Origin of the sequence: Nocardioides pelophilus, assembly GCF_014180685.1 — a bacterium.
Classification (GTDB): Bacteria; Actinomycetota; Actinomycetes; order Propionibacteriales; family Nocardioidaceae; genus Nocardioides; species Nocardioides pelophilus.
Map to the genome: position 1 here is coordinate 1 of NZ_JACEHF010000091.1, position 16,681 is coordinate 16,681.

Below are 16,681 nucleotides of genomic sequence, written 5' to 3' on the forward strand. Positions count from 1 at the left end.
GACCACGTGCTCGGGCACCTCGAGGGCGCCCGCGACGGCTTTCGGGCCGTCGGCAAGGAAGAGCCGCCGCTCGGATCGCACCGAGCGGCGGCTCAACTTCCTTGCCTCCTTGACGCGAGCGCTGGCTGTCGTCAGGAGGGTCATGCGTGGGTCAGGCCGAGGCCTGGGCCGGAGCGTTGACGTCCTCCGGCAGGGCGGCCTTCGCCTGGGCCACGATCGCCGAGAAAGCGGCCGGGTCGTTGACCGCGAGGTCGGCAAGGATCTTGCGGTCGACCTCGATGCCGGCCAGGTTCAGGCCCTGGATGAACCGGTTGTAGGTCATGCCCTCGGCGCGAGCCGCGGCGTTGATCCGCTGGATCCAGAGGCGACGGAAGTTGCCCTTGTTCTTCTTGCGGTCGTTGTAGCTGTAGACCAGCGAGTGGGTGACCTGCTCCTTGGCCTTGCGGTACAGCCGCGAGCGCTGGCCGCGGTAGCCGCTGGCGCGCTCGAGAGTGGTCCGGCGCTTCTTCGCCGCGTTTACTGCGCGCTTGACGCGTGCCATCTTCTAGCTCCTTGTTCGGTGTGCGAGTGGCCGGTCAGAGACCGAGCATCTTCTTCGCGCGCGGGACGTCGTTCTTGGCGACCTCGACGGTGCCGGTCATGCGGCGGGTCACCTTGGAGGCCTTCTTCTCCAGGTTGTGGCGCTTGCCGGCCTTCTCCCGCAGGATCTTGCCGCTGCCGGTGACCCGGAACCGCTTGCTGGCACCGGAGTGCGTCTTGTTCTTCGGCATCTCTTGCTTCCTTCTCTACAGGTCGATGTCGGGGTCGAGCGCTTCGTTCGCGCGCTTCTGCTTGCGCTGCGTCGACGGCTGGTGAGCGATCCGCTCGGCGTGCTCGGCTGCCTTCTCCTCGGCGCGCTCGGCGGCGGCCTCCTCCTTGGCGGCCTTCACCTCGGCCTTGGCCTCGGCCTTCTTCTTGTTCGGACCCAGCACCATGATCATGTTGCGGCCGTCCTGCTTCGGCGACGACTCGACGAAGCCCAGCTCCTCGACGTCCTCGGCGAGCTTCTGCAGCAGCCGGAACCCGAGCTCGGGGCGGTGCTGCTCGCGACCGCGGAACATGATCGTGATCTTGACCTTGTCGCCGGCCTTGAGGAAGCGCACCACGTGACCCTTCTTGGTCTCGTAGTCGTGCGCGTCGATCTTCGGCCGGAGCTTCATCTCCTTGATGATGACGTTGGTCTGGTTCCGTCGTGCCTCACGGGCCTTCTGGGCGTTCTCGTACTTGAACTTCCCGTAGTCCATGAGCTTGCAGACGGGGGGCTTGCCCATCGGAGCGATCTCGACGAGATCCAGGTCGGCCTCTTGGGCCAGCTTGAGTGCCTGGTCGGTCGGGACGATCCCGACGGTCTCGCCGTTGGGTCCCACGAGTCGGACCTCGGGTACTCGGATCCGCTCGTTGATACGCAGCTCGGTGCTGATGTGTCCTCCAGTGTCGGTGGTCTCGGAGCGCCTGGTCCTCGACGGCAATCTCGAAAAACAAGAACGGCTTCCGCTCGTTCAAGCGGAAGCCAGTCGCAGCCCCGTCGCCCCGTACGCTCACGCGCACAGACCGGGTCTGTGGACCGGACCCGACGACCTGGCGTCCAATTTCTTGGACTGGCGGCCGATGCGGGTGGGAGACGTGGATGCTGCTGGTCCCCGCTTGTAGATCTGCCATCCGAGTCCGGGTGGACGAGGATGACGGATCGGTCAACACCCGATGCTACCGGAGTTGTTCCCCGCCGCGCGAATCCCTGGGATCGACCTGCGCCCACGCCCAGCCGCCGTCGGGCAGGCGCACCGGGAGCCAACCGGCCGCCAACCGGCGCAGGTCGTCACCGGCGACCGTCAGCACGTGGTCGCTGGCGACGTCGACCACGAGCGCGTCGGCGCCCTCCTGCACGGCCGTCGCCGCAGCCAGGTGGGCAGCCACCGGGACCGGTCGAGCCTCCGGGTCCCACGCGCGCATCGCGTCGGTGCCGGAGAAGGCCAGCAGCGCCTGCCGCCCGTCCGCCCCGGTGAGCAGCACGGTCGCCATGTCGCTGGACTTGTCGTGCGCCAGGCCGGCGTCGTCGTACTCCACCTCGCCGAGGAGCGCGACCACCGGCACCAGCAGCCGGGAGCCGGCCAGCGCGGCGACCACCTCCGGATAGCTGGCGGCACCGCCGGCGTACGCCCGGAGCGACGTCAGGAGCGGCATCTCGGCGGAGCCGTCGTCGTCGACGTACGGCGAGCCCTGGATGAGTCGCTGCTTCGGATGCGGCTCGGTCACCCACCCATCGTCCCATCGGCCGTGTGGCACACCCGCATCGGCGTTACCCCCGTGAAACGATGCCGGGATGCCGTCCGACTCGATCTCGCGCAACCGCCTGGCGGCCAGACTGAACGCCGCGGTCCGCGAGCACGACGCGCCGCTGCCGGCTCCCGTGTTCGTCGTCGACGTCGACGCGTTCGACGCCAACGCCGCCGACCTCGTCGGGCGCGCCGCCGGCAAGCCGATCCGGGTCGCCTCGAAGTCGGTGCGGGTGCCCACCCTGATCAGTCGCGCGCTGTCCCACGACGGGTTCCGCGGCGTCCTGTCCTACACGCTCGCCGAGGCGCTGTGGCTCGAGGAGCAGGGCATCTGTGACGACATCCTCGTGGCCTACCCGACGGCCGACCGCGCCGCCCTCGCCGCGCTGGTCGCCTCGCCGCGGGCCGCGTCCCGGGTCACGCTGATGATCGACGACGTCGCCCACCTCGAGCTGGTGGACTCGCAGCGGGCATCGACCGCGGTCCCGGTGCGCGTCGCCATCGACATCGATGCCGGGCTGGTGGTCGGCGGCCGCCACGTAGGCCCGAAGCGGTCACCGCTGTACGACCCGCGCGACGTCGTCGCACTCGCCCGTGCGGTCGTCGACCGTCCGGGGTTCGAGCTCGCCGGCGTGATGACCTACGAGGGCCAGGTCGCCGGCGTACCGGACGCGGTGCCCCACCAGCGCGCGCGGTCGATGGTCGTACGCCGCCTCAAGGACGCCTCGGTCTCCCAGCTCCGTGCGCGGCGGGTCGCCATCGCCGAGGCCCTCCGGGACGTGGCCCCGATCGGGTTCTGGAACGCCGGCGGCTCCGGCTCGCTCGAGTCGTCGAGCGCCGACCCCGTCGTCACCGAGCTCACCGCCGGGTCCGGGCTCCTGGTCCCCGGCCTGTTCGACCACTACCAGGCGTTCGAGCCGCGGCCGGCGTCGTACTTCGGGCTCCCGGTGACCCGCCGGCCCTCGCCGGACATCGCGACCGTGCACGGAGGCGGACTGGTCGCGAGCGGTCCGGCCGCGGCCGACCGGCTGCCGGTGCCGTGGGCACCCGCCGGACTGCACCTGACCGGGCTCGAGGGTGCCGGCGAGGTCCAGACCCCGCTGACCGGTCACCCCGCGGCGCTGCTGCAGATCGGCGACCTGGTGTGGTTCCGGCACGCCAAGTCGGGCGAGGGCTTCGAGCACACCAACACGGTGCACCTGCTCTCCGGCGAGCGCATCGTCGACAGCGTGCCGACCTATCGCGGGCATGGCCTCGCCTTCTGAGCAGGCCGGCTCCCCCCGGCTCCCGCCCGATGCTGCGCGTCTGGTCGTCGACCTGGCGCGCAGCCGACGGCCGACCCTCGGCGAGACCCGGCTGGTGTCGATCGACGGCCCGGCCGGCTCCGGCAAGACCACCCTCGCCGCCGGCGTCGCGGACCTCGAGCCCGCGGCGACCGTCATCCACATGGACGACCTCTACGACGGCTGGGCCGGCCTCGGGTCGCTCTCCCGCCAGCTGAGCACACTGGTCCGCCCGCTCGCGATGGGGCGGCCCGGGTTCTACCGGCGCTACGACTGGCACCTCGGCGAGTTCGCCGAGACGGTCGACGTCGAGCCGCCTTCCCTGCTGGTGCTGGAGGGCGTCGGCTCAGGGTCGGCCGAGCTCTCCACCCTGATCACGGTCCTGGTGTGGGTCTCCGCTCCCCGCGCGCTCCGCCGCGAGCGCGGGCTGGCCCGCGACGGCGAGGCGTTCGCGCCGCAGTGGGACGGGTGGATGCGACAGGAGGACACCCATTTCGCCGACCAGCGCACCGCCGAGCGGGCGGACGTCCTGGTCGACGGGACCGGCGCGCGTCCCGCCCGTCAGGTCACCCGCGACTGATCAGGGCCCGCAGCTCGGCGACCGCCACCTTCGCCCGCTGTCCGTCGGACCCGTGGATGCCCATCGCGGAGATGGTGCTGCCGTCGTCGAGGTCGAGGGTGGGCCACGGCGCACCGACCGTCATCGAGACCCGGACGACCTGCGCCCACTCGAGCCGCCGCTTGCGGTAGCCGTTGACGACCTCCAGTCCCTCCTCGGTCGCGGTGATCCGCGACCGGGCGAGCCCGTTGATCAGCGCCAGGCCGAGGCCGACGAAGAAGATCACCGTGGCCTTCTGCAGGCCGCTGACGGTGTCCTTGGTCTGCTGGTCGAAGCTGACCCAGAGCCAGGCGAAGCCGCCGACGAGGACGACGGCGAACACGACCCCGGCGATGCGGGGGCCGAAAGGACGCCAGGTCCGGGGCAGGTCGGGGGCGGTCACAGGCGGCAGGCGTGGATGTCGGTGAGCAGGATCGCTCGCGCACCCAGGTCCCAGAGCTCGTCCATCAGCCGTTGGGCGCCGTCTCGCGGGACCATCGCCCGGACGGCGACCCATCCCTCGCGGTGCAGGGGCGAGACGGTCGGGCCCTCGAGGCCCGGCGTCAGCGCGACCGCGTCGGTGACCTTGGACGCCTCGATGTCGTAGTCCATCATCACGTAGCCGCGCGCGACCATGACGCCCTCGACCCGGCGCTTGAAGACCTCGAACGCCGGCGACCCGTTGCCGGTCCGGGTGATCAGCACCGCCTCGGACTCGAGGATCGGCTCGCCGAAGACCTCGAGGCCGGCGCGGCGCAGGGTGCTCCCGGTCTCGACCACGTCGGCGATGACGTCGGCGACCCCGAGCTGGATGCTCGTCTCCACCGCACCGTCGAGGCGTACGACGTGCGCCTCGATGCCGTGGCTGTCGAGGAACGTCCGCACGATCCCGGTGTAGGAGGTCGCGATCCGCTTCCCGGCGAGCTGGGCGAGGTCGTCGTACGCACCCTGCGGCCCGGCGAACCGGAAGGTGCTGCGCCCGAACTCCAGCGACATGACCTCCTCGGCCTTGGCGCCGGAGTCGAGCAGCAGGTCGCGGCCGGTGATGCCGACGTCGAGCGTGCCCTCCCCGACGTACAGCGCGATGTCACGCGGCCGGAGGTAGAAGAACTCGACGTCGTTCTCGGCGTCGACGAGCCGCAGCTCCTTGGTGTCGGTGCGCTGGCGGTAGCCCGACTCCTTGAGGATGTCGGTCGCGGCCAGCGAGAGCGCTCCCTTGTTCGGGATCGCGATCTTGAGGGTCATCGGGCTTCTTTCAGAGGTGTGCGTAGACGTCGGCCGGCTCGAGGCCGAGAGCGAGCATCAGGACCTGGGCGTGGTAGATCAGCTGGCTGATCTCCTCAGCGGCCCGGTCCTTGCCCTCATGCTCCGCCGCCATCCAGGACTCGGCGGCCTCCTCGACCAGCTTCTTGCCGATCTGGTGCACACCGGCGTCCAGCGCCGCGACCGTGCCGGAACCGGCGGGCCGCGTCTGCGCCTTCTCGCTCAGCTCGGCCCAGAGCTCCTCGAACGTCTTCACGGGCGATCAGCCTACGGTGTGCGGCGCTTGACCTTGCGCAGGGTCTGCGCCGTGAGCAGTGCGGCCGACGTCGCCTCGTAGCCCTTGTCCTCCTGCGACCCCTCGAGACCGGCCCGGTCCAGGGCCTGCTCCTCGGTGTCACAGGTGAGCACGCCGAAGCCGATCGCGACCATGTGGTCCAGCGCGACCCGGGTCAGGCCGTCGGTCGCGGCGTTGCAGACGTAGTCGAAGTGCGGCGTCCCGCCCCGGATCACGACACCGAGGGCGATCACGGCGTCGTACTGCTGCGCGGCGAGCGCCGCGGCGACGACGGGCAGCTCGAACGTGCCGGGGACGCGGACGACGACCGGCGCCTCGACCTGGTGGTCCTTGAAGGCGCGCTGGGCGCCCTCGAGCAGTCCGTCCATCACCTGGGTGTGCCAGCTCGCGGCGACGACCGCGACCCGCAGGTCGTGGCAGTCGGTCGGCTGCGCGGTGGGGGCTCCGTGTCCGGCCATGTCAGATGCGTCCAATCTCCAGATCGGGGAGGTGGTGGCCCATCCGGTCCCGCTTCGTCAGCAGGTAGGCCAGGTTGTGGTCGTTCGGGTGCGGCGTGAGCGGCACCCGCTCCGCCACCTTGATGCCGTAGTCCTCGAGGTTGCTCACCTTGTCCGGGTTGTTGGTGAGCAGGCGGACCTCGCCGACGCCGAGGTCCTTGAGGATCTGCGTCGCCGCGCCGTAGTGGCGGGCGTCGGCAGGCAGGCCGAGGTCGAGGTTCGCGTCCACGGTGTCGCGGCCGCCGTCCTGGAGCTGGTAGGCCTGCAGCTTCGCCACCAGGCCGATCCCCCGGCCCTCGTGGCCGCGGAGGTAGACCACGACGCCACGACCCTCGGCCACGATCCGGTCCATCGCCTCGTTCAGCTGCGGGCCGCAGTCGCAGCGGCTGCTGCCGAACACGTCGCCGGTCAGGCACTCCGAGTGCACCCGGGTGAGGACGGGCTCGCCGTCGGCCAGCGACGCGGGGTCGCCGTACACCAGAGCCACGTGCTCGCTGCCGTCGACGGTGATGGTGTAGCCGTACGACGTGAACTCGCCGTGGCTGGTCGGCAGCCGGGTCTCGGCCTCGCGGATGACGTGGATCTCGGTGCGCCGGCGGTACTTGACGAGCTCCTCGATCGAGATCATCGCCAGGTCGTGCTCGTCGGCGAACTCCCGCAGCTCGGGGCCGCGCTTCATGGTGCCGTCGTCGTTGACCACCTCGACCAGCACGCCGGCGGGGGTCAGGCCGGCCAGCTTGGCCAGGTCGACCGCCGCCTCGGTGTGGCCGCGGCGCACGAGGACGCCGCCCTCGCGGTAGCGCAGCGGGAAGACGTGTCCGGGCCGGGTGATCTCCCACGGCTCGGTGGCCGAGTCCGCCAGCACCCGGGCGGTGTGGGCGCGGTCGGCCGCCGAGATGCCGGTCGAGACGCCGTCCCGGGCGTCGACCGAGATCGTGTAGGCCGTCCGCATCTTGTCCTTGTTGTGCGGAGTCATCAGCGGGATCTCCAGCCGGTCGAGCATCGCGCCCGGCATCGGTACGCAGATCACGCCGCTGCTGTGCCGGATCGTGAACGCCATCAGCTCGGGTGTCGCCTTCGCGGCGGCGAAGATGATGTCGCCCTCGTTCTCGCGGTCCTCGTCGTCGACGACGACCACCGCCTTGCCTGCCGCGATGTCGGCGATCGCGCGCTCGACGGGATCCAGACGGACACTCATGACAGTTTCCTTTCGGTGGTCGAGGAGGTCGCTCTGGCGACCGTCTCGAGACCAATCAGCCTTTCGACGTGCTTGGCGATGATGTCGGCCTCGAGGTTCACCGGGTCGCCCGGCTGCTTGAAGCCGAGCGTGGTGCGCGCGAGGGTCTCGGGGATGAGGGAGACGACGAAGCTGTCGTCCTTCAGGTCGGCGACGGTGAGCGAGATCCCGTCGACGGTGATGGATCCGTGGAGCACGACGTAGCGCCCGATCTGCTCGGGCAGCTCGATCTCGACGAGCTCCCAGTGCTCCCCCGGCGAGCGGGCGATGATCCGGCCGGTGGTGTCGACGTGACCCTGGACGATGTGGCCGCCGAGGCGGGTCTGGGGGGTGCAGGCGCGTTCGAGGTTGACCCGGTGCCCTTCGCCGAGGGCGCCGAGGGAGGTCTTGTCGAGCGTCATCTTCATGACGTCGGCGGTGAACGTCCCCTCGCCGCGGGCGGCCACCGTGAGGCAGCAGCCGTTGACCGCGATCGAGTCGCCGAGGCCCGCGTCCGAGGTCGCCAGCGGCGCCGCGACGGTCAGTCGGACCGCGTCTCCCTGGTCCTCGAGGGCGGTCACGGTGCCGAGCTCTTCGACGATGCCGGTGAACACGTCAGTCCCCCTTGTCGGTGGTTGAGGTGCGAGCTTGCGAGCCTCGAAACCCAGGCCGCAGCGTGAGCCGCAGGTTGATGGCACTGTCGTCCGGGTCGTCGCTGCTGGGCAGCAGGACGATGGTGTCGACCAGGTCGAACCGCAGCGCCTTGCTGATGTTGCGGATGCCGAGCGGGCCGACCGCCGACTTGCCGCCGCCCATCAGCATCGGAGCGACGTAGACCAGCACCTCGTCGACGACCCCCGCCTTCAGGAAGGCGGCCGCGAGCTTGGGCCCGCCCTCGAAGAACACGTGGTGCCGGCCGTGGTCGCGGTAGAGCGTCTGCAGCGCCTCGAGCGGGTCGTGGGTGCGCAGCTGGACGGTCTCGGCCTGGTCGTCGAAGACCCGGCTCTCCGCGGGGAGGTCTCGCTCCCCCATGACCACGCGCAGCGGCTGCTGCGGCAGCGGTTCGCCCGCGGCGTCGCGCACGGTGAGCTGGGGGTCGTCGACGGCGACCGTGTTGGTGCCGACGAGCATCGTGTCGCAGAGCGCGCGCAGCAGGTGGGTATCGCGCCGGGCGGCCGGGGACGACACCCAGCGCGAGCTGCCGTCGGCGGCGGCGCTTCGGCCGTCGAGCGTCGTCGCGAACTTCCAGGTGACGAACGGCCGTCCCTGCTCGTTGGCGAACGTCCACGCCCGGTTGAGAGCGGCCGCGTCGGCGGCGAGCAGCCCGCTGTCGGTCTCGATGCCCGCGGCCGCGAGGGTCTCCAGGCCGCCCTTCGCGATCGGGTTCGGGTCGCGCTGCGCGACGACGACTTTCGCCACCCCCGCCTCGATCAGCGCCTGGGCGCACGGACCCGTGCGGCCGGTGTGGTTGCACGGCTCGAGGGTCACGACCGCGGTGGCACCACGAGCGAGGTCACCGGCCACCGCGAGTGCCTCGACCTCGGCGTGCGGGCTGCCGGCGCCGTGGTGGTAGCCCTCGCCGACCACGGTGCCGTCAGGAGCGAGCAGCACGCAGCCGACCCGCGGGTTCGGTCCCAGCGGGACACCCGGTGACGCTGCGAGATGCAGCGCGCGCTGCATCGCGTCGTACTCCTGGGCGAAGGTCTCCGCCACCGCTGTCCTCTTCCCCTTGTCCGTACCTTCTGCTCGGACTCCGGGGGTTCAGGGGGGCGTACGACGTCGCGGCTGGACCGCCGACATCGGCCGCTCGTGCGTGCACTTCCCATCCGGACTTTGACCGTCGGTCCAGGATTCTCACCTGGTCAACCGATCACTGGCTGTGATCGGGTCGCGGACTGTGAGCGAAGCGAACCGTTTCACTCATTCACCGCCGGCTCGGAGTTTCACCGACCCCAGAGCACGCGAGCTCTTGAGGGTCAATGGTGGCACAGGGGCGGGGTATTCCCGCAACGTGTCCCTCGTCTCGGACGACAGGCGTTGCCGACGGAGGGACAGACCAACGCTCTGGACGATGGGTCGGGTGACCCATCGTCCAGAGCGTCGCGATGGAACCGCCGGAGGGCTCGGGCCGTCGTACCGTCATGCGCATGCACCGGGCACCGGCCGTCGCGAGCGTCCTCGCAACCCTGGCCCTCGCCGGCTGCTCGGACGGCAAGGAGTCCGAAGCCGGAGGCCCGGTCGCGGAGCCGTCGTCCTCGGCGACGGCCCAACCGACGCTCGCGCCCGCGGTGGACCGGCGGATGCAGCTGGCTCGGACGACGTACCACGCCGGCGATCGGGTGCGAGTCCGGTGGCCCGGTGAGCAGCTGCGCGGGATCGGGTATCAGCTCGACGAGTGGACGGGGACCGGGTGGGAGGTCCGCTACTACCTCAGCGCCGTCACGAGCGGGTACAACCGCAAGGGCGAACCGACATGGTGGAGCGTCGACGAGGACGGCTACGGCTGGGTCGACATCGGGGTCGGAGGCGCGGGTCCGGATGTGGTCGTCGTGCCCGACGTCGCGTCTCCTGGCACCTACCGCTTGTGCACGGCCAACTCGCCCCGGCTGTCGTGCGCGCTGATCGACGTCCGGTGACCACCGGGGTCAGGGGCGGCGGTAGGGCCCGCGTCAGGCGCTGATCGCGTTCTCGGCCTTCGCCCGCAGCGCCGCGACCATCGCGTCGGGGTCGTCGGCGGAGAACACTGCGCTGCCGGCGACGAACACGTCGGCACCCGCCTCGGCGCAGCGCTCGATCGTGTCGAGGGAGACGCCACCGTCGACCTGGAGCCAGGTCTCGATGCCGTGCTTGTCCATCATCGCCCGGGCGCGTCGGATCTTCGGGAGGCACAGGTCGAGGAACTTCTGGCCACCGAAGCCCGGCTCGACGGTCATGATCAGCAGCATGTCGAGCTCGGGCAGCAGGTCCTCGTAGGGCTCGATCGGGGTCGCCGGCTTCAGCGCCATCGACGCCCGCGCGCCGGCCGCGCGGATCTCCCGGGCCAGCCGCACCGGCGCCGCAGCCGCCTCGACGTGGAAGGTGACGGAGCCGCAGCCGGCTTCGACGTACGCAGGAGCGTTGCGGTCGGCGTCCGCGATCATCAGGTGGGCGTCCAGCGGGGTCTCGGTCGACCGGGCCAGCGCCTCGACCATGGTCGGTCCGAACGTGAGGTTCGGGACGAAGTGGTTGTCCATCACGTCGACGTGGATCCAGTCCGCGCTGGGGATCCGCGCCACCTCGTCGGCGAGCCGGCCGAAGTCGGCGTTGAGGATCGACGGGGTGATCTGGATGTGTCCCACGCTGCGGGAGTCTAGTGAGGGTCGTCGCCCTCGGCGTCGTCGCGGTCGGCCCACTCGAGCAGCGGAGCGATGTCGAAGACGTGGTCGTCGATGTCGTGGTGCAGGTCGCCGAGCTCGGCGAACCGCTGCGGCACCGTGTGGATCGTGAAGTCGCGCGGGTCCGCAGCGTCGATCTCGTCCCACCGGACCGGCGTGGAGACGCGGGCGTCCGGCAGGCCGCGGAGCGAGTACGCCGCCGCGATCGTGTGGTCGCGCGCGTTCTGGTTGTAGTCGACGAACACGTGCGCCGGGTCGCGGTCCTTCTTCCACCAGGTGGTCGTCACCAGGTCCGGCGCCCGGCGCTCCACCTCGCGCGCGAAGGCCAGCGCGGCCCGGCGTACGACCTTGTGGTCGCCGTCCGGCCTGATCCGCACGTAGATGTGCAGGCCCTTGCTGCCGCTCGTCTTCGGGTAGCCGACGGCGCCGAGCTCGTCGAGCACCTCGTGCGCGACGTGGGCGACCCGGCGCACCGAGTCGTACGACGCCTCCGCGCCGGGGTCGAGATCGATCCGCCACTCGTCGGGCTGCTCGGTCTGGCCGCGCCGGCTGTTCCACGGGTGGAACTCGACCGTCGACATCTGGACGGCCCAGATCACCGCGCCGAGCTCGGTGACGCACAGCTCGTCGGCGGTGCGGCCCCACCGCGGGAAGTAGAGCTGGACCGTCTCGACCCACGGCGGCGCCCCGGCGGGCAGCCGCTTCTGGTGCACCTTCTCCCCCGCCAGCCCCTTGGGGAAGCGGTGCAGCATGCACGGGCGCTCCCAGAGCGCGTTGACGATGCCGGGCCCGACCGCCAGGTAGTACTCGACGACGTCGAGCTTGGTCACGCCCGCGCCGTCGGAACCCTGGGCAGGGAAGTAGACGCGGTCCGGGTTGGTCACCTTGACGACCCGGTTGTCGACCTCGATCTCGACCGACGGCGACGCCATGTCAGGCCTTCCGCATCAGGGCGAGGAACATGGCGTCGGTGCCGTGGCGGTGGGGCCACAGCTGGGCCGTCCCCGGCGTCGGGCCGTCCGCGTCGCTCACCCCAGGGAGCAACGGCCGCACGTCCTCGAGGGTCACCGCGTCGCTCGAGCTCAGCGTCGACGACACGACGTCTCCCGTCTCGGCGCGCACGGGCGAGCAGGTCGCGTAGAGCACGACCCCACCCGGCCGCACCAGGTCGATCGCGCTGGCGAGCAGCCGGCGCTGCAGGAGGACGAGCGGCAGCAGGTCGTCGGGGCTGCGTCGCCACCGCGCCTCCGGCCGCCTGCGCAGCGCACCCAGCCCCGTGCACGGCGCGTCGACCAGCACCCGGTCGACCGTCCCGGCGGCCAGCGGCGGCTTGGTGCCGTCGGCCGTGAGCACGCCGAGGACGCCGGCAGCGGGTGTGTCACCGCCCAGCGCGCGCCGCACCAGGCCTGCCCGGTGCAGGTGCTGCTCGATCGCGATCACCCGCGCGCCGCGCTGCGCTGCCAGCGCCGCCAGCAGCGCGGCCTTGCCACCCGGGCCGGCGCACAGGTCGAGCCACAGCTCGTCACGGCCCTCGACGGGCGCCGTCGCGAGCGCGTGGGCGACCAGCTGCGAGCCCTCGTCCTGCACGCCCGCGCGACCCTCGGCCACAGCCGGGATCCGGGACGGGTCGCCGCCGTCGAGCACCACGCCGTACGGCGAGTACGGCGTCGGCGTACCGGGCAGCTCGGCGACCTCGGCGCGGCCCGGCCGCGCCACGAGCGTCACCTTCGGCGGCACGTTGTCGGCCGCGAGCAGGGCATCCAGGTCGTCGTCCGGCGCAGCGACGTCGAGCAGGTCGACGACCCATCGCGGATGGCTGTGCTTGACCGCGAGGTGGTCCATCCGGGCGTTCCGCGAACCCGACGGGTCGGGCGCGACCTCGGCGATCCACGCGTCGAGGTCGCGGCGGGCGACCGATCGCAGCACCGCGTTGACGAAACCTCCGGCTCCGGGCCCGGACTTCGCCCGGGCCAGGTCGACCGTGCTGCTGATCGCGGCGTGGGCGGGCACCCGCATCGCCAGCAGCTGGTGGCAGCCGAGCCGGAGCAGGTCGAGGATGCCGAACTCGACCCGGCGCAGGGGCCGGTCGATGCAGGCCGCCAGGATCGCGTCGTAGGTCCCCTGCCGGCGGATCGTGCCCGCGGCGAGCTCGGTGGTGAAACCGGCGTCGCGGGTGTCGAGGCCGTGCCGAGCGATGACGGCCGGCAGCACCAGGTTGGTGTAGGCGTCCTCGGTCCGGACCAGGCGCAGCACCTCGAGCGCGGCGCTGCGCGCGGGGTCGGCCGGGCGGGACTGCGGTCGACGACGGTTCCGGGAGTCGGGCATCGGCGCTCCCTGGCGGTTCACGCGAACGTCGCGCCGTCGGCCAGCCGTGCGCCGCGGGCCCAGTCGGCAGCCGGCATCTGCTTCTTCCCGAACGCCTTGACCTCGCCCAGCCGGACCGGGACGCTCCCGGTGCCGACGAGCACCTCGGACTTGCCCACTGCGAGCACCCCCGGCGACAGCGCCGGCCCGTTGGCGATCGGGGAGACCGGCCCGAGCTTGACCCGCTCGCCCTCGAACGTGGTCCACGCCCCCGGCCCGGGCGTGCAGGCCCGGATCTGCCGGTCGGTCTGGTCGGCCGGCTCGGCCCAGTCGACCCGGGCGTCGTCGACGGTGATCTTCGGCGCCAGGCTGACGCCCTCCGCCGGTTGCTCGCGCGCCTCCAGCGACCCGTCGGCGATCCCGTCGAGGGTGGCGACGAGGAGTCCCGCGCCGCCCTCGGCGAGCCGTTCGAGCAGGGTGCCGGCGGTGTCGGTGGGCCGCACGGTCTCGGTCATCACGCCGAACAGCGGGCCGGCGTCGAGGGCCTCGACGATCCGGAACGTCGACGCGCCGGTGATCTCGTCCCCCGCCCAGATCGAGTGCTGCACCGGGGCCGCGCCCCGCCAGGCCGGCAGCAGCGAGAAGTGGAGGTTGACCCAGCCGTGCACCGGGATGTCGAGGGCGCTGCGCGGGATCAGGGCGCCGTAGGCCACCACCGGGCAGCAGTCCGGCGCGAGGTCGCGCAGGGCGGCCTGGAACTCCGGGTCGCGCGGATGGTCCGGCTTGAGCACCGGCACGCCGAGCTCGGCCGCCCGGGTCGCGACCGGGCTCTCGGTCAGCCGCCGGCCGCGCCCGGACGGCGCGTCCGGGCGGGTGACGACCCCGACCAGCTCGTGCGCGGAGGCTGCGATCGCGTCGAGGGCGGGTACGGCGACCTCGGGCGTTCCGGCGAAGACCACCCTCATCGCGGCCTCACAGTGCGAAGCCGCCGGTGGCGTGGGGCGACATCTTGACGGTCGGCTGCTCGAGCCCGAACCAGTCCGACTCGCGGATCTCCTTCATCGCGGCCTTCCGGGCCTCGGCGTCGAGCCGGTCGATGAAGAGCACCCCGTCGAGGTGGTCGGTCTCGTGCTGGATCGCCCGCGCGAGCAGCTCGGAGCCCTCGATCCGCACCGGGTCGCCGTACATGTTGAAGCCGGTGGCCACGACGGACAGTGCCCGCAGGCAGTCGTAGGTCAGCTCCGGCAGGGACAGGCAGCCCTCCGGGCCGTCCTGGAGCTCCTCGGACAGGTCGAGGGACGGGTTGATCAGGTGTCCGACCTCGCCGTCGACGTTCCAGGTGAAGACCCGCAGCCCGACGCCGATCTGCGGCGCGGCGAGGCCGGCGCCGGGCGCTTCGAGCATGGTGTCGGTGAGGTCGGTGACCAGCTGGCGCAGCTCGGTGTCGAAGTCGACCACCTCGATCGCCCGCCGCCGGAGTACGGGATCGCCGAACAGGCGGATCGGTCGAATGGCCACGCGTCGAGTCTAGTGGGGGCCGATCCGGCTCAGATCTCGATGGGGTCCACTTGGATCCGGACCGGATCGAGCTTGCGGGCGGAACGCACGCGTTGCAGCTCGCCGAGCGCCGCCGAGAGCGCGGCGCCCTCTGCCCGCGCCACCCGCACGACGGCCCGTTCGGCGGTGTCGGTGGAGCCGGGAAGCGGGGCGATCGGGCCGAGCACCTCCGCGTGCTCGGGCACCCCGAGCAGGGTCAGGGCGTCGTCGAGCGCACCGGGCTCCGCGCGCAGGGTGGCGACCCGGGTCGCGGGTGGCAGCCGCGCCTCCCGCCGCTCCTCGGCCTCACGGCCGGCGAAACCGGCCTGGTCCCACCGCACCAGCGCCTGGAGAGCCGGCGCGCCCGGGTCACCCACCGCCAGCGCGCGACCACCGGGCCGCACCAGCGCGACCGCGTTGGACCAGCGCCGCAGGGCCTCCTCGGCGGCGCGGAGGCTGTCGCGCAGCAGCAGCAGCCACGTGTCGAGCAGTACGACGACGGCGTAGCCCCCCTCCGCGACCGGCTCCGCCCCCGGGGTGGCCACCACGATCCGACGCTCGCCGTCGACGGTGGCACGGATCCGGTCGCCGCTCGACGTCACGACCGGGACCGCGGCGAACGCCCGGCCGAGCTCGTCGGCCGTGCGCGCATCGCCGATCACCGGCGCCCGCAGCCCGCGGCCGCCGCACTCCCGGCACGACCAGGCCGGCGCCTCGGTCGCGCACCAGCGGCAGCGCGGCGGCGTGGTGGGGCCGGTGAGCTGCAGGGGCCCGGCGCAGGTCGTGCAGCGGGCGGGGGTCCGGCAGCGGTCGCAGGCCAGCCGCAGGACGTAGCCGGCCCGGGGTGTCTGCACCAGCACGGGACCGCGCTCGAGACCCCATCGGACCGCGTCGTGCGCCTCCTTCGGCACCCGTGCTGCTCCGGCATGGGGGTCACGGACGGTGTCGACCCCCGCCACCGCGACGAGGGCTCGCTCCCGGACGGTCGCCCGGGGCGCCGCGATCTCGTGCGCCCAGCCGGTGCGAAGCAGGTGGTCGGCCTCCACGCTGCGGGAGAAGCTGCCGACGAGCGCGGCGCAGCCCTCGATCTCGGCCCGCTCGAGCAGCACCTCGCGGGTGTGGGGGTAGGGAGCGCGGGGCTCGGCGTGGAGGTCGTCGCCGTCGTCCCAGATCACCACCAGGCCGAGGTCGTGGACCGGCGCGAAGGCGGCCGAGCGGGTGCCGACGACGATCCGGCGGGACCCGCGGCTGACCAGCAGGAAGTCGCGGTAGCGCGGCCCGGGTCCGGCCTCCGACTGGAGCGTGACGTGGTGGCCGGGGCCCACCAGGTCGGTGAGCGCGGCGTCGACCCGGGCGACGTCGCGGTGGTCGGGCACGCAGATCACGCTCCCCCGGCCGGCGGCCAACGAGGTCGCCGCGACCTCGGCCAGGCGGCGCGGCCAGTCCTCCCCCGGCGCCGCCCCCCAGACTGCGCGCGGGGCGCCGCCGGCGCGCAGGTGGCTGAGGAACGCGGTCGCTGCCGGATAGACCGCCCAGTCGTCCCCACCAGGCGCGGGCACCGTCGCGGGNCGCCCAGTCGTCCCCACCAGGCGCGGGCACCGTCGCGGGCGGGGAGGCAGGCGGGGACGGCTCCTTCTCGGTGGTGGCGTGGCGCGGGGGCACGGCGAGGCGGCGTACGTCGGCGGTCACGCCTGCGTAGCGCTCCGCGAGCCGCCGGCACAGCTCGGCGATCGCCGGGGTCAGCACCGGCTCTGCGCTCACCACCCGTCGCAGCGGGGCCAGCCTGCCGTCGTGCTCGGAGGCGGCTGTCCGCGCGACGACGTAGCCGTCGACGTCCTGGCCGGCGAAGCGCACCTTCACCCGGACCCCCGGCACCGCCTGGTCGGCCATCGGCGCCGGGACCGCGTAGTCGAAGACGCGGTCGAGGTGAGCCAGCGGCAGGTCGACGACGACCCGGGCCACCGGGTCGACCGCCGCCGGCTCCACCGGCGCGGCCTGCTTCG

General features: G+C 72.3%; 21 protein-coding genes and 1 riboswitch. Of the genes, 3 read left to right on the forward strand and 18 right to left on the reverse strand.

Annotated elements, in window-relative coordinates; all coding sequences use genetic code 11:
* Positions 1–151 precede the first annotated feature (151 nt).
* The 4 genes from rplT to H0488_RS14620 all read right to left on the reverse strand — a co-directional run bounded on the left by rplT (position 152) and on the right by H0488_RS14620 (position 2,292).
* On the reverse strand, positions 152–541 hold the full coding sequence (rplT, locus tag H0488_RS14605; protein WP_149752161.1) for a 50S ribosomal protein L20: 390 nt from the start codon (positions 539–541) through the stop codon (positions 152–154).
* Between the two features lie 34 nt (positions 542–575).
* The gene (rpmI, locus tag H0488_RS14610) at positions 576–770 is read right to left on the reverse strand and encodes a 50S ribosomal protein L35 (protein WP_183100000.1); all 195 of its coding nucleotides are present in this window, start codon (positions 768–770) and stop codon (positions 576–578) included.
* Positions 771–785: 15 nt separating this feature from the next.
* On the reverse strand, positions 786–1,508 hold the full coding sequence (gene infC / locus H0488_RS14615; RefSeq protein ID WP_220794607.1) for a translation initiation factor IF-3: 723 nt from the start codon (positions 1,506–1,508) through the stop codon (positions 786–788).
* Positions 1,509–1,743: 235 nt separating this feature from the next.
* Entirely contained in the window at positions 1,744–2,292 is a 549-nt protein-coding gene (locus tag H0488_RS14620) for an SseB family protein (protein ID WP_312856349.1), read from the reverse strand.
* A 67-nt stretch (positions 2,293–2,359) separates the two neighbouring features.
* Between H0488_RS14620 and H0488_RS14625 the strand changes: the two genes are divergently transcribed.
* Together H0488_RS14625 and H0488_RS14630 are read left to right on the forward strand one after the other, a co-directional pair.
* A complete protein-coding gene (locus tag H0488_RS14625; protein ID WP_183100001.1) occupies positions 2,360–3,577 on the forward strand; it encodes an amino acid deaminase/aldolase in 1,218 nt (405 codons plus the stop codon).
* On the forward strand, positions 3,561–4,175 hold the full coding sequence (locus H0488_RS14630) for a nucleoside/nucleotide kinase family protein (RefSeq protein ID WP_183100002.1): 615 nt from the start codon (positions 3,561–3,563) through the stop codon (positions 4,173–4,175). Before H0488_RS14625 ends, H0488_RS14630 begins: the two co-directional genes overlap by 17 nt.
* Here H0488_RS14630 and H0488_RS14635 read toward each other — a convergent pair.
* The 7 genes from H0488_RS14635 to ribD are packed head-to-tail and all read right to left on the reverse strand — an operon-like array spanning position 4,162 to position 9,144.
* Positions 4,162–4,596: a PH domain-containing protein gene (locus tag H0488_RS14635; RefSeq protein ID WP_312856350.1), complete on the reverse strand. Its 435-nt coding sequence runs from the start codon at positions 4,594–4,596 to the stop codon at positions 4,162–4,164. The two genes, H0488_RS14630 and H0488_RS14635, sit on opposite strands and share 14 nt — an antisense overlap.
* Positions 4,593–5,438, reverse strand: a complete 846-nt coding sequence (gene hisG / locus H0488_RS14640; RefSeq protein WP_183100004.1) for an ATP phosphoribosyltransferase — start codon at positions 5,436–5,438, stop codon at positions 4,593–4,595. Before hisG ends, H0488_RS14635 begins: the two co-directional genes overlap by 4 nt.
* Before the next feature lie 10 nt (positions 5,439–5,448).
* The gene (locus H0488_RS14645; protein WP_118927997.1) at positions 5,449–5,712 is read right to left on the reverse strand and encodes a phosphoribosyl-ATP diphosphatase; all 264 of its coding nucleotides are present in this window, start codon (positions 5,710–5,712) and stop codon (positions 5,449–5,451) included.
* An 11-nt stretch (positions 5,713–5,723) separates the two neighbouring features.
* Positions 5,724–6,209: a 6,7-dimethyl-8-ribityllumazine synthase gene (gene ribH, locus H0488_RS14650; protein ID WP_183100005.1), complete on the reverse strand. Its 486-nt coding sequence runs from the start codon at positions 6,207–6,209 to the stop codon at positions 5,724–5,726.
* Between the two features lies 1 nt (position 6,210).
* Entirely contained in the window at positions 6,211–7,446 is a 1,236-nt protein-coding gene (locus H0488_RS14655) for a bifunctional 3,4-dihydroxy-2-butanone-4-phosphate synthase/GTP cyclohydrolase II (RefSeq protein WP_183100006.1), read from the reverse strand.
* Entirely contained in the window at positions 7,443–8,078 is a 636-nt protein-coding gene (locus H0488_RS14660) for a riboflavin synthase (protein ID WP_183100007.1), read from the reverse strand. The genes H0488_RS14655 and H0488_RS14660 overlap by 4 nt, the downstream gene beginning before the upstream one ends.
* Position 8,079: 1 nt before the next feature.
* Positions 8,080–9,144, reverse strand: coding sequence for a bifunctional diaminohydroxyphosphoribosylaminopyrimidine deaminase/5-amino-6-(5-phosphoribosylamino)uracil reductase RibD (ribD, locus tag H0488_RS14665; RefSeq protein ID WP_183100016.1), 1,065 nt, complete (start codon positions 9,142–9,144; stop codon positions 8,080–8,082).
* A gap of 129 nt (positions 9,145–9,273) precedes the next feature.
* A riboswitch (FMN riboswitch) is annotated at positions 9,274–9,429 on the reverse strand.
* A 182-nt stretch (positions 9,430–9,611) separates the two neighbouring features.
* Here ribD and H0488_RS14670 point away from each other — a divergent pair.
* Positions 9,612–10,100: a hypothetical protein gene (locus H0488_RS14670; RefSeq protein ID WP_183100008.1), complete on the forward strand. Its 489-nt coding sequence runs from the start codon at positions 9,612–9,614 to the stop codon at positions 10,098–10,100.
* A 33-nt stretch (positions 10,101–10,133) separates the two neighbouring features.
* Here H0488_RS14670 and rpe read toward each other — a convergent pair whose 3' ends face one another.
* Genes rpe through H0488_RS25365 form a run of 7 tightly spaced genes read right to left on the reverse strand, consistent with a single transcriptional unit; the run spans position 10,134 to position 16,664 of the window.
* Complete coding sequence (rpe, locus tag H0488_RS14675) at positions 10,134–10,802, reverse strand: ribulose-phosphate 3-epimerase (RefSeq protein WP_183100009.1); 669 nt, start codon at positions 10,800–10,802, stop codon at positions 10,134–10,136.
* An 11-nt stretch (positions 10,803–10,813) separates the two neighbouring features.
* Complete coding sequence (gene ligD / locus H0488_RS14680; RefSeq protein WP_183100010.1) at positions 10,814–11,770, reverse strand: non-homologous end-joining DNA ligase; 957 nt, start codon at positions 11,768–11,770, stop codon at positions 10,814–10,816.
* A 1-nt stretch (position 11,771) separates the two neighbouring features.
* On the reverse strand, positions 11,772–13,163 hold the full coding sequence (locus H0488_RS14685) for an RsmB/NOP family class I SAM-dependent RNA methyltransferase (RefSeq protein WP_183100011.1): 1,392 nt from the start codon (positions 13,161–13,163) through the stop codon (positions 11,772–11,774).
* Positions 13,164–13,180: 17 nt separating this feature from the next.
* The gene (gene fmt / locus H0488_RS14690; protein ID WP_183100012.1) at positions 13,181–14,107 is read right to left on the reverse strand and encodes a methionyl-tRNA formyltransferase; all 927 of its coding nucleotides are present in this window, start codon (positions 14,105–14,107) and stop codon (positions 13,181–13,183) included.
* Positions 14,108–14,114: 7 nt separating this feature from the next.
* Positions 14,115–14,660 (reverse strand): peptide deformylase, encoded by a 546-nt coding sequence (gene def / locus H0488_RS14695; protein ID WP_183100013.1) that lies wholly within the window; start codon positions 14,658–14,660, stop codon positions 14,115–14,117.
* A gap of 29 nt (positions 14,661–14,689) precedes the next feature.
* Complete coding sequence (locus tag H0488_RS25415) at positions 14,690–15,724, reverse strand: primosomal protein N' (RefSeq protein ID WP_512698539.1); 1,035 nt, start codon at positions 15,722–15,724, stop codon at positions 14,690–14,692.
* Positions 15,612–16,664, reverse strand: coding sequence for a primosomal protein N' family DNA-binding protein (locus H0488_RS25365; RefSeq protein ID WP_446685622.1), 1,053 nt, complete (start codon positions 16,662–16,664; stop codon positions 15,612–15,614). Before H0488_RS25365 ends, H0488_RS25415 begins: the two co-directional genes overlap by 113 nt.
* Positions 16,665–16,681: the final 17 nt, after the last annotated feature.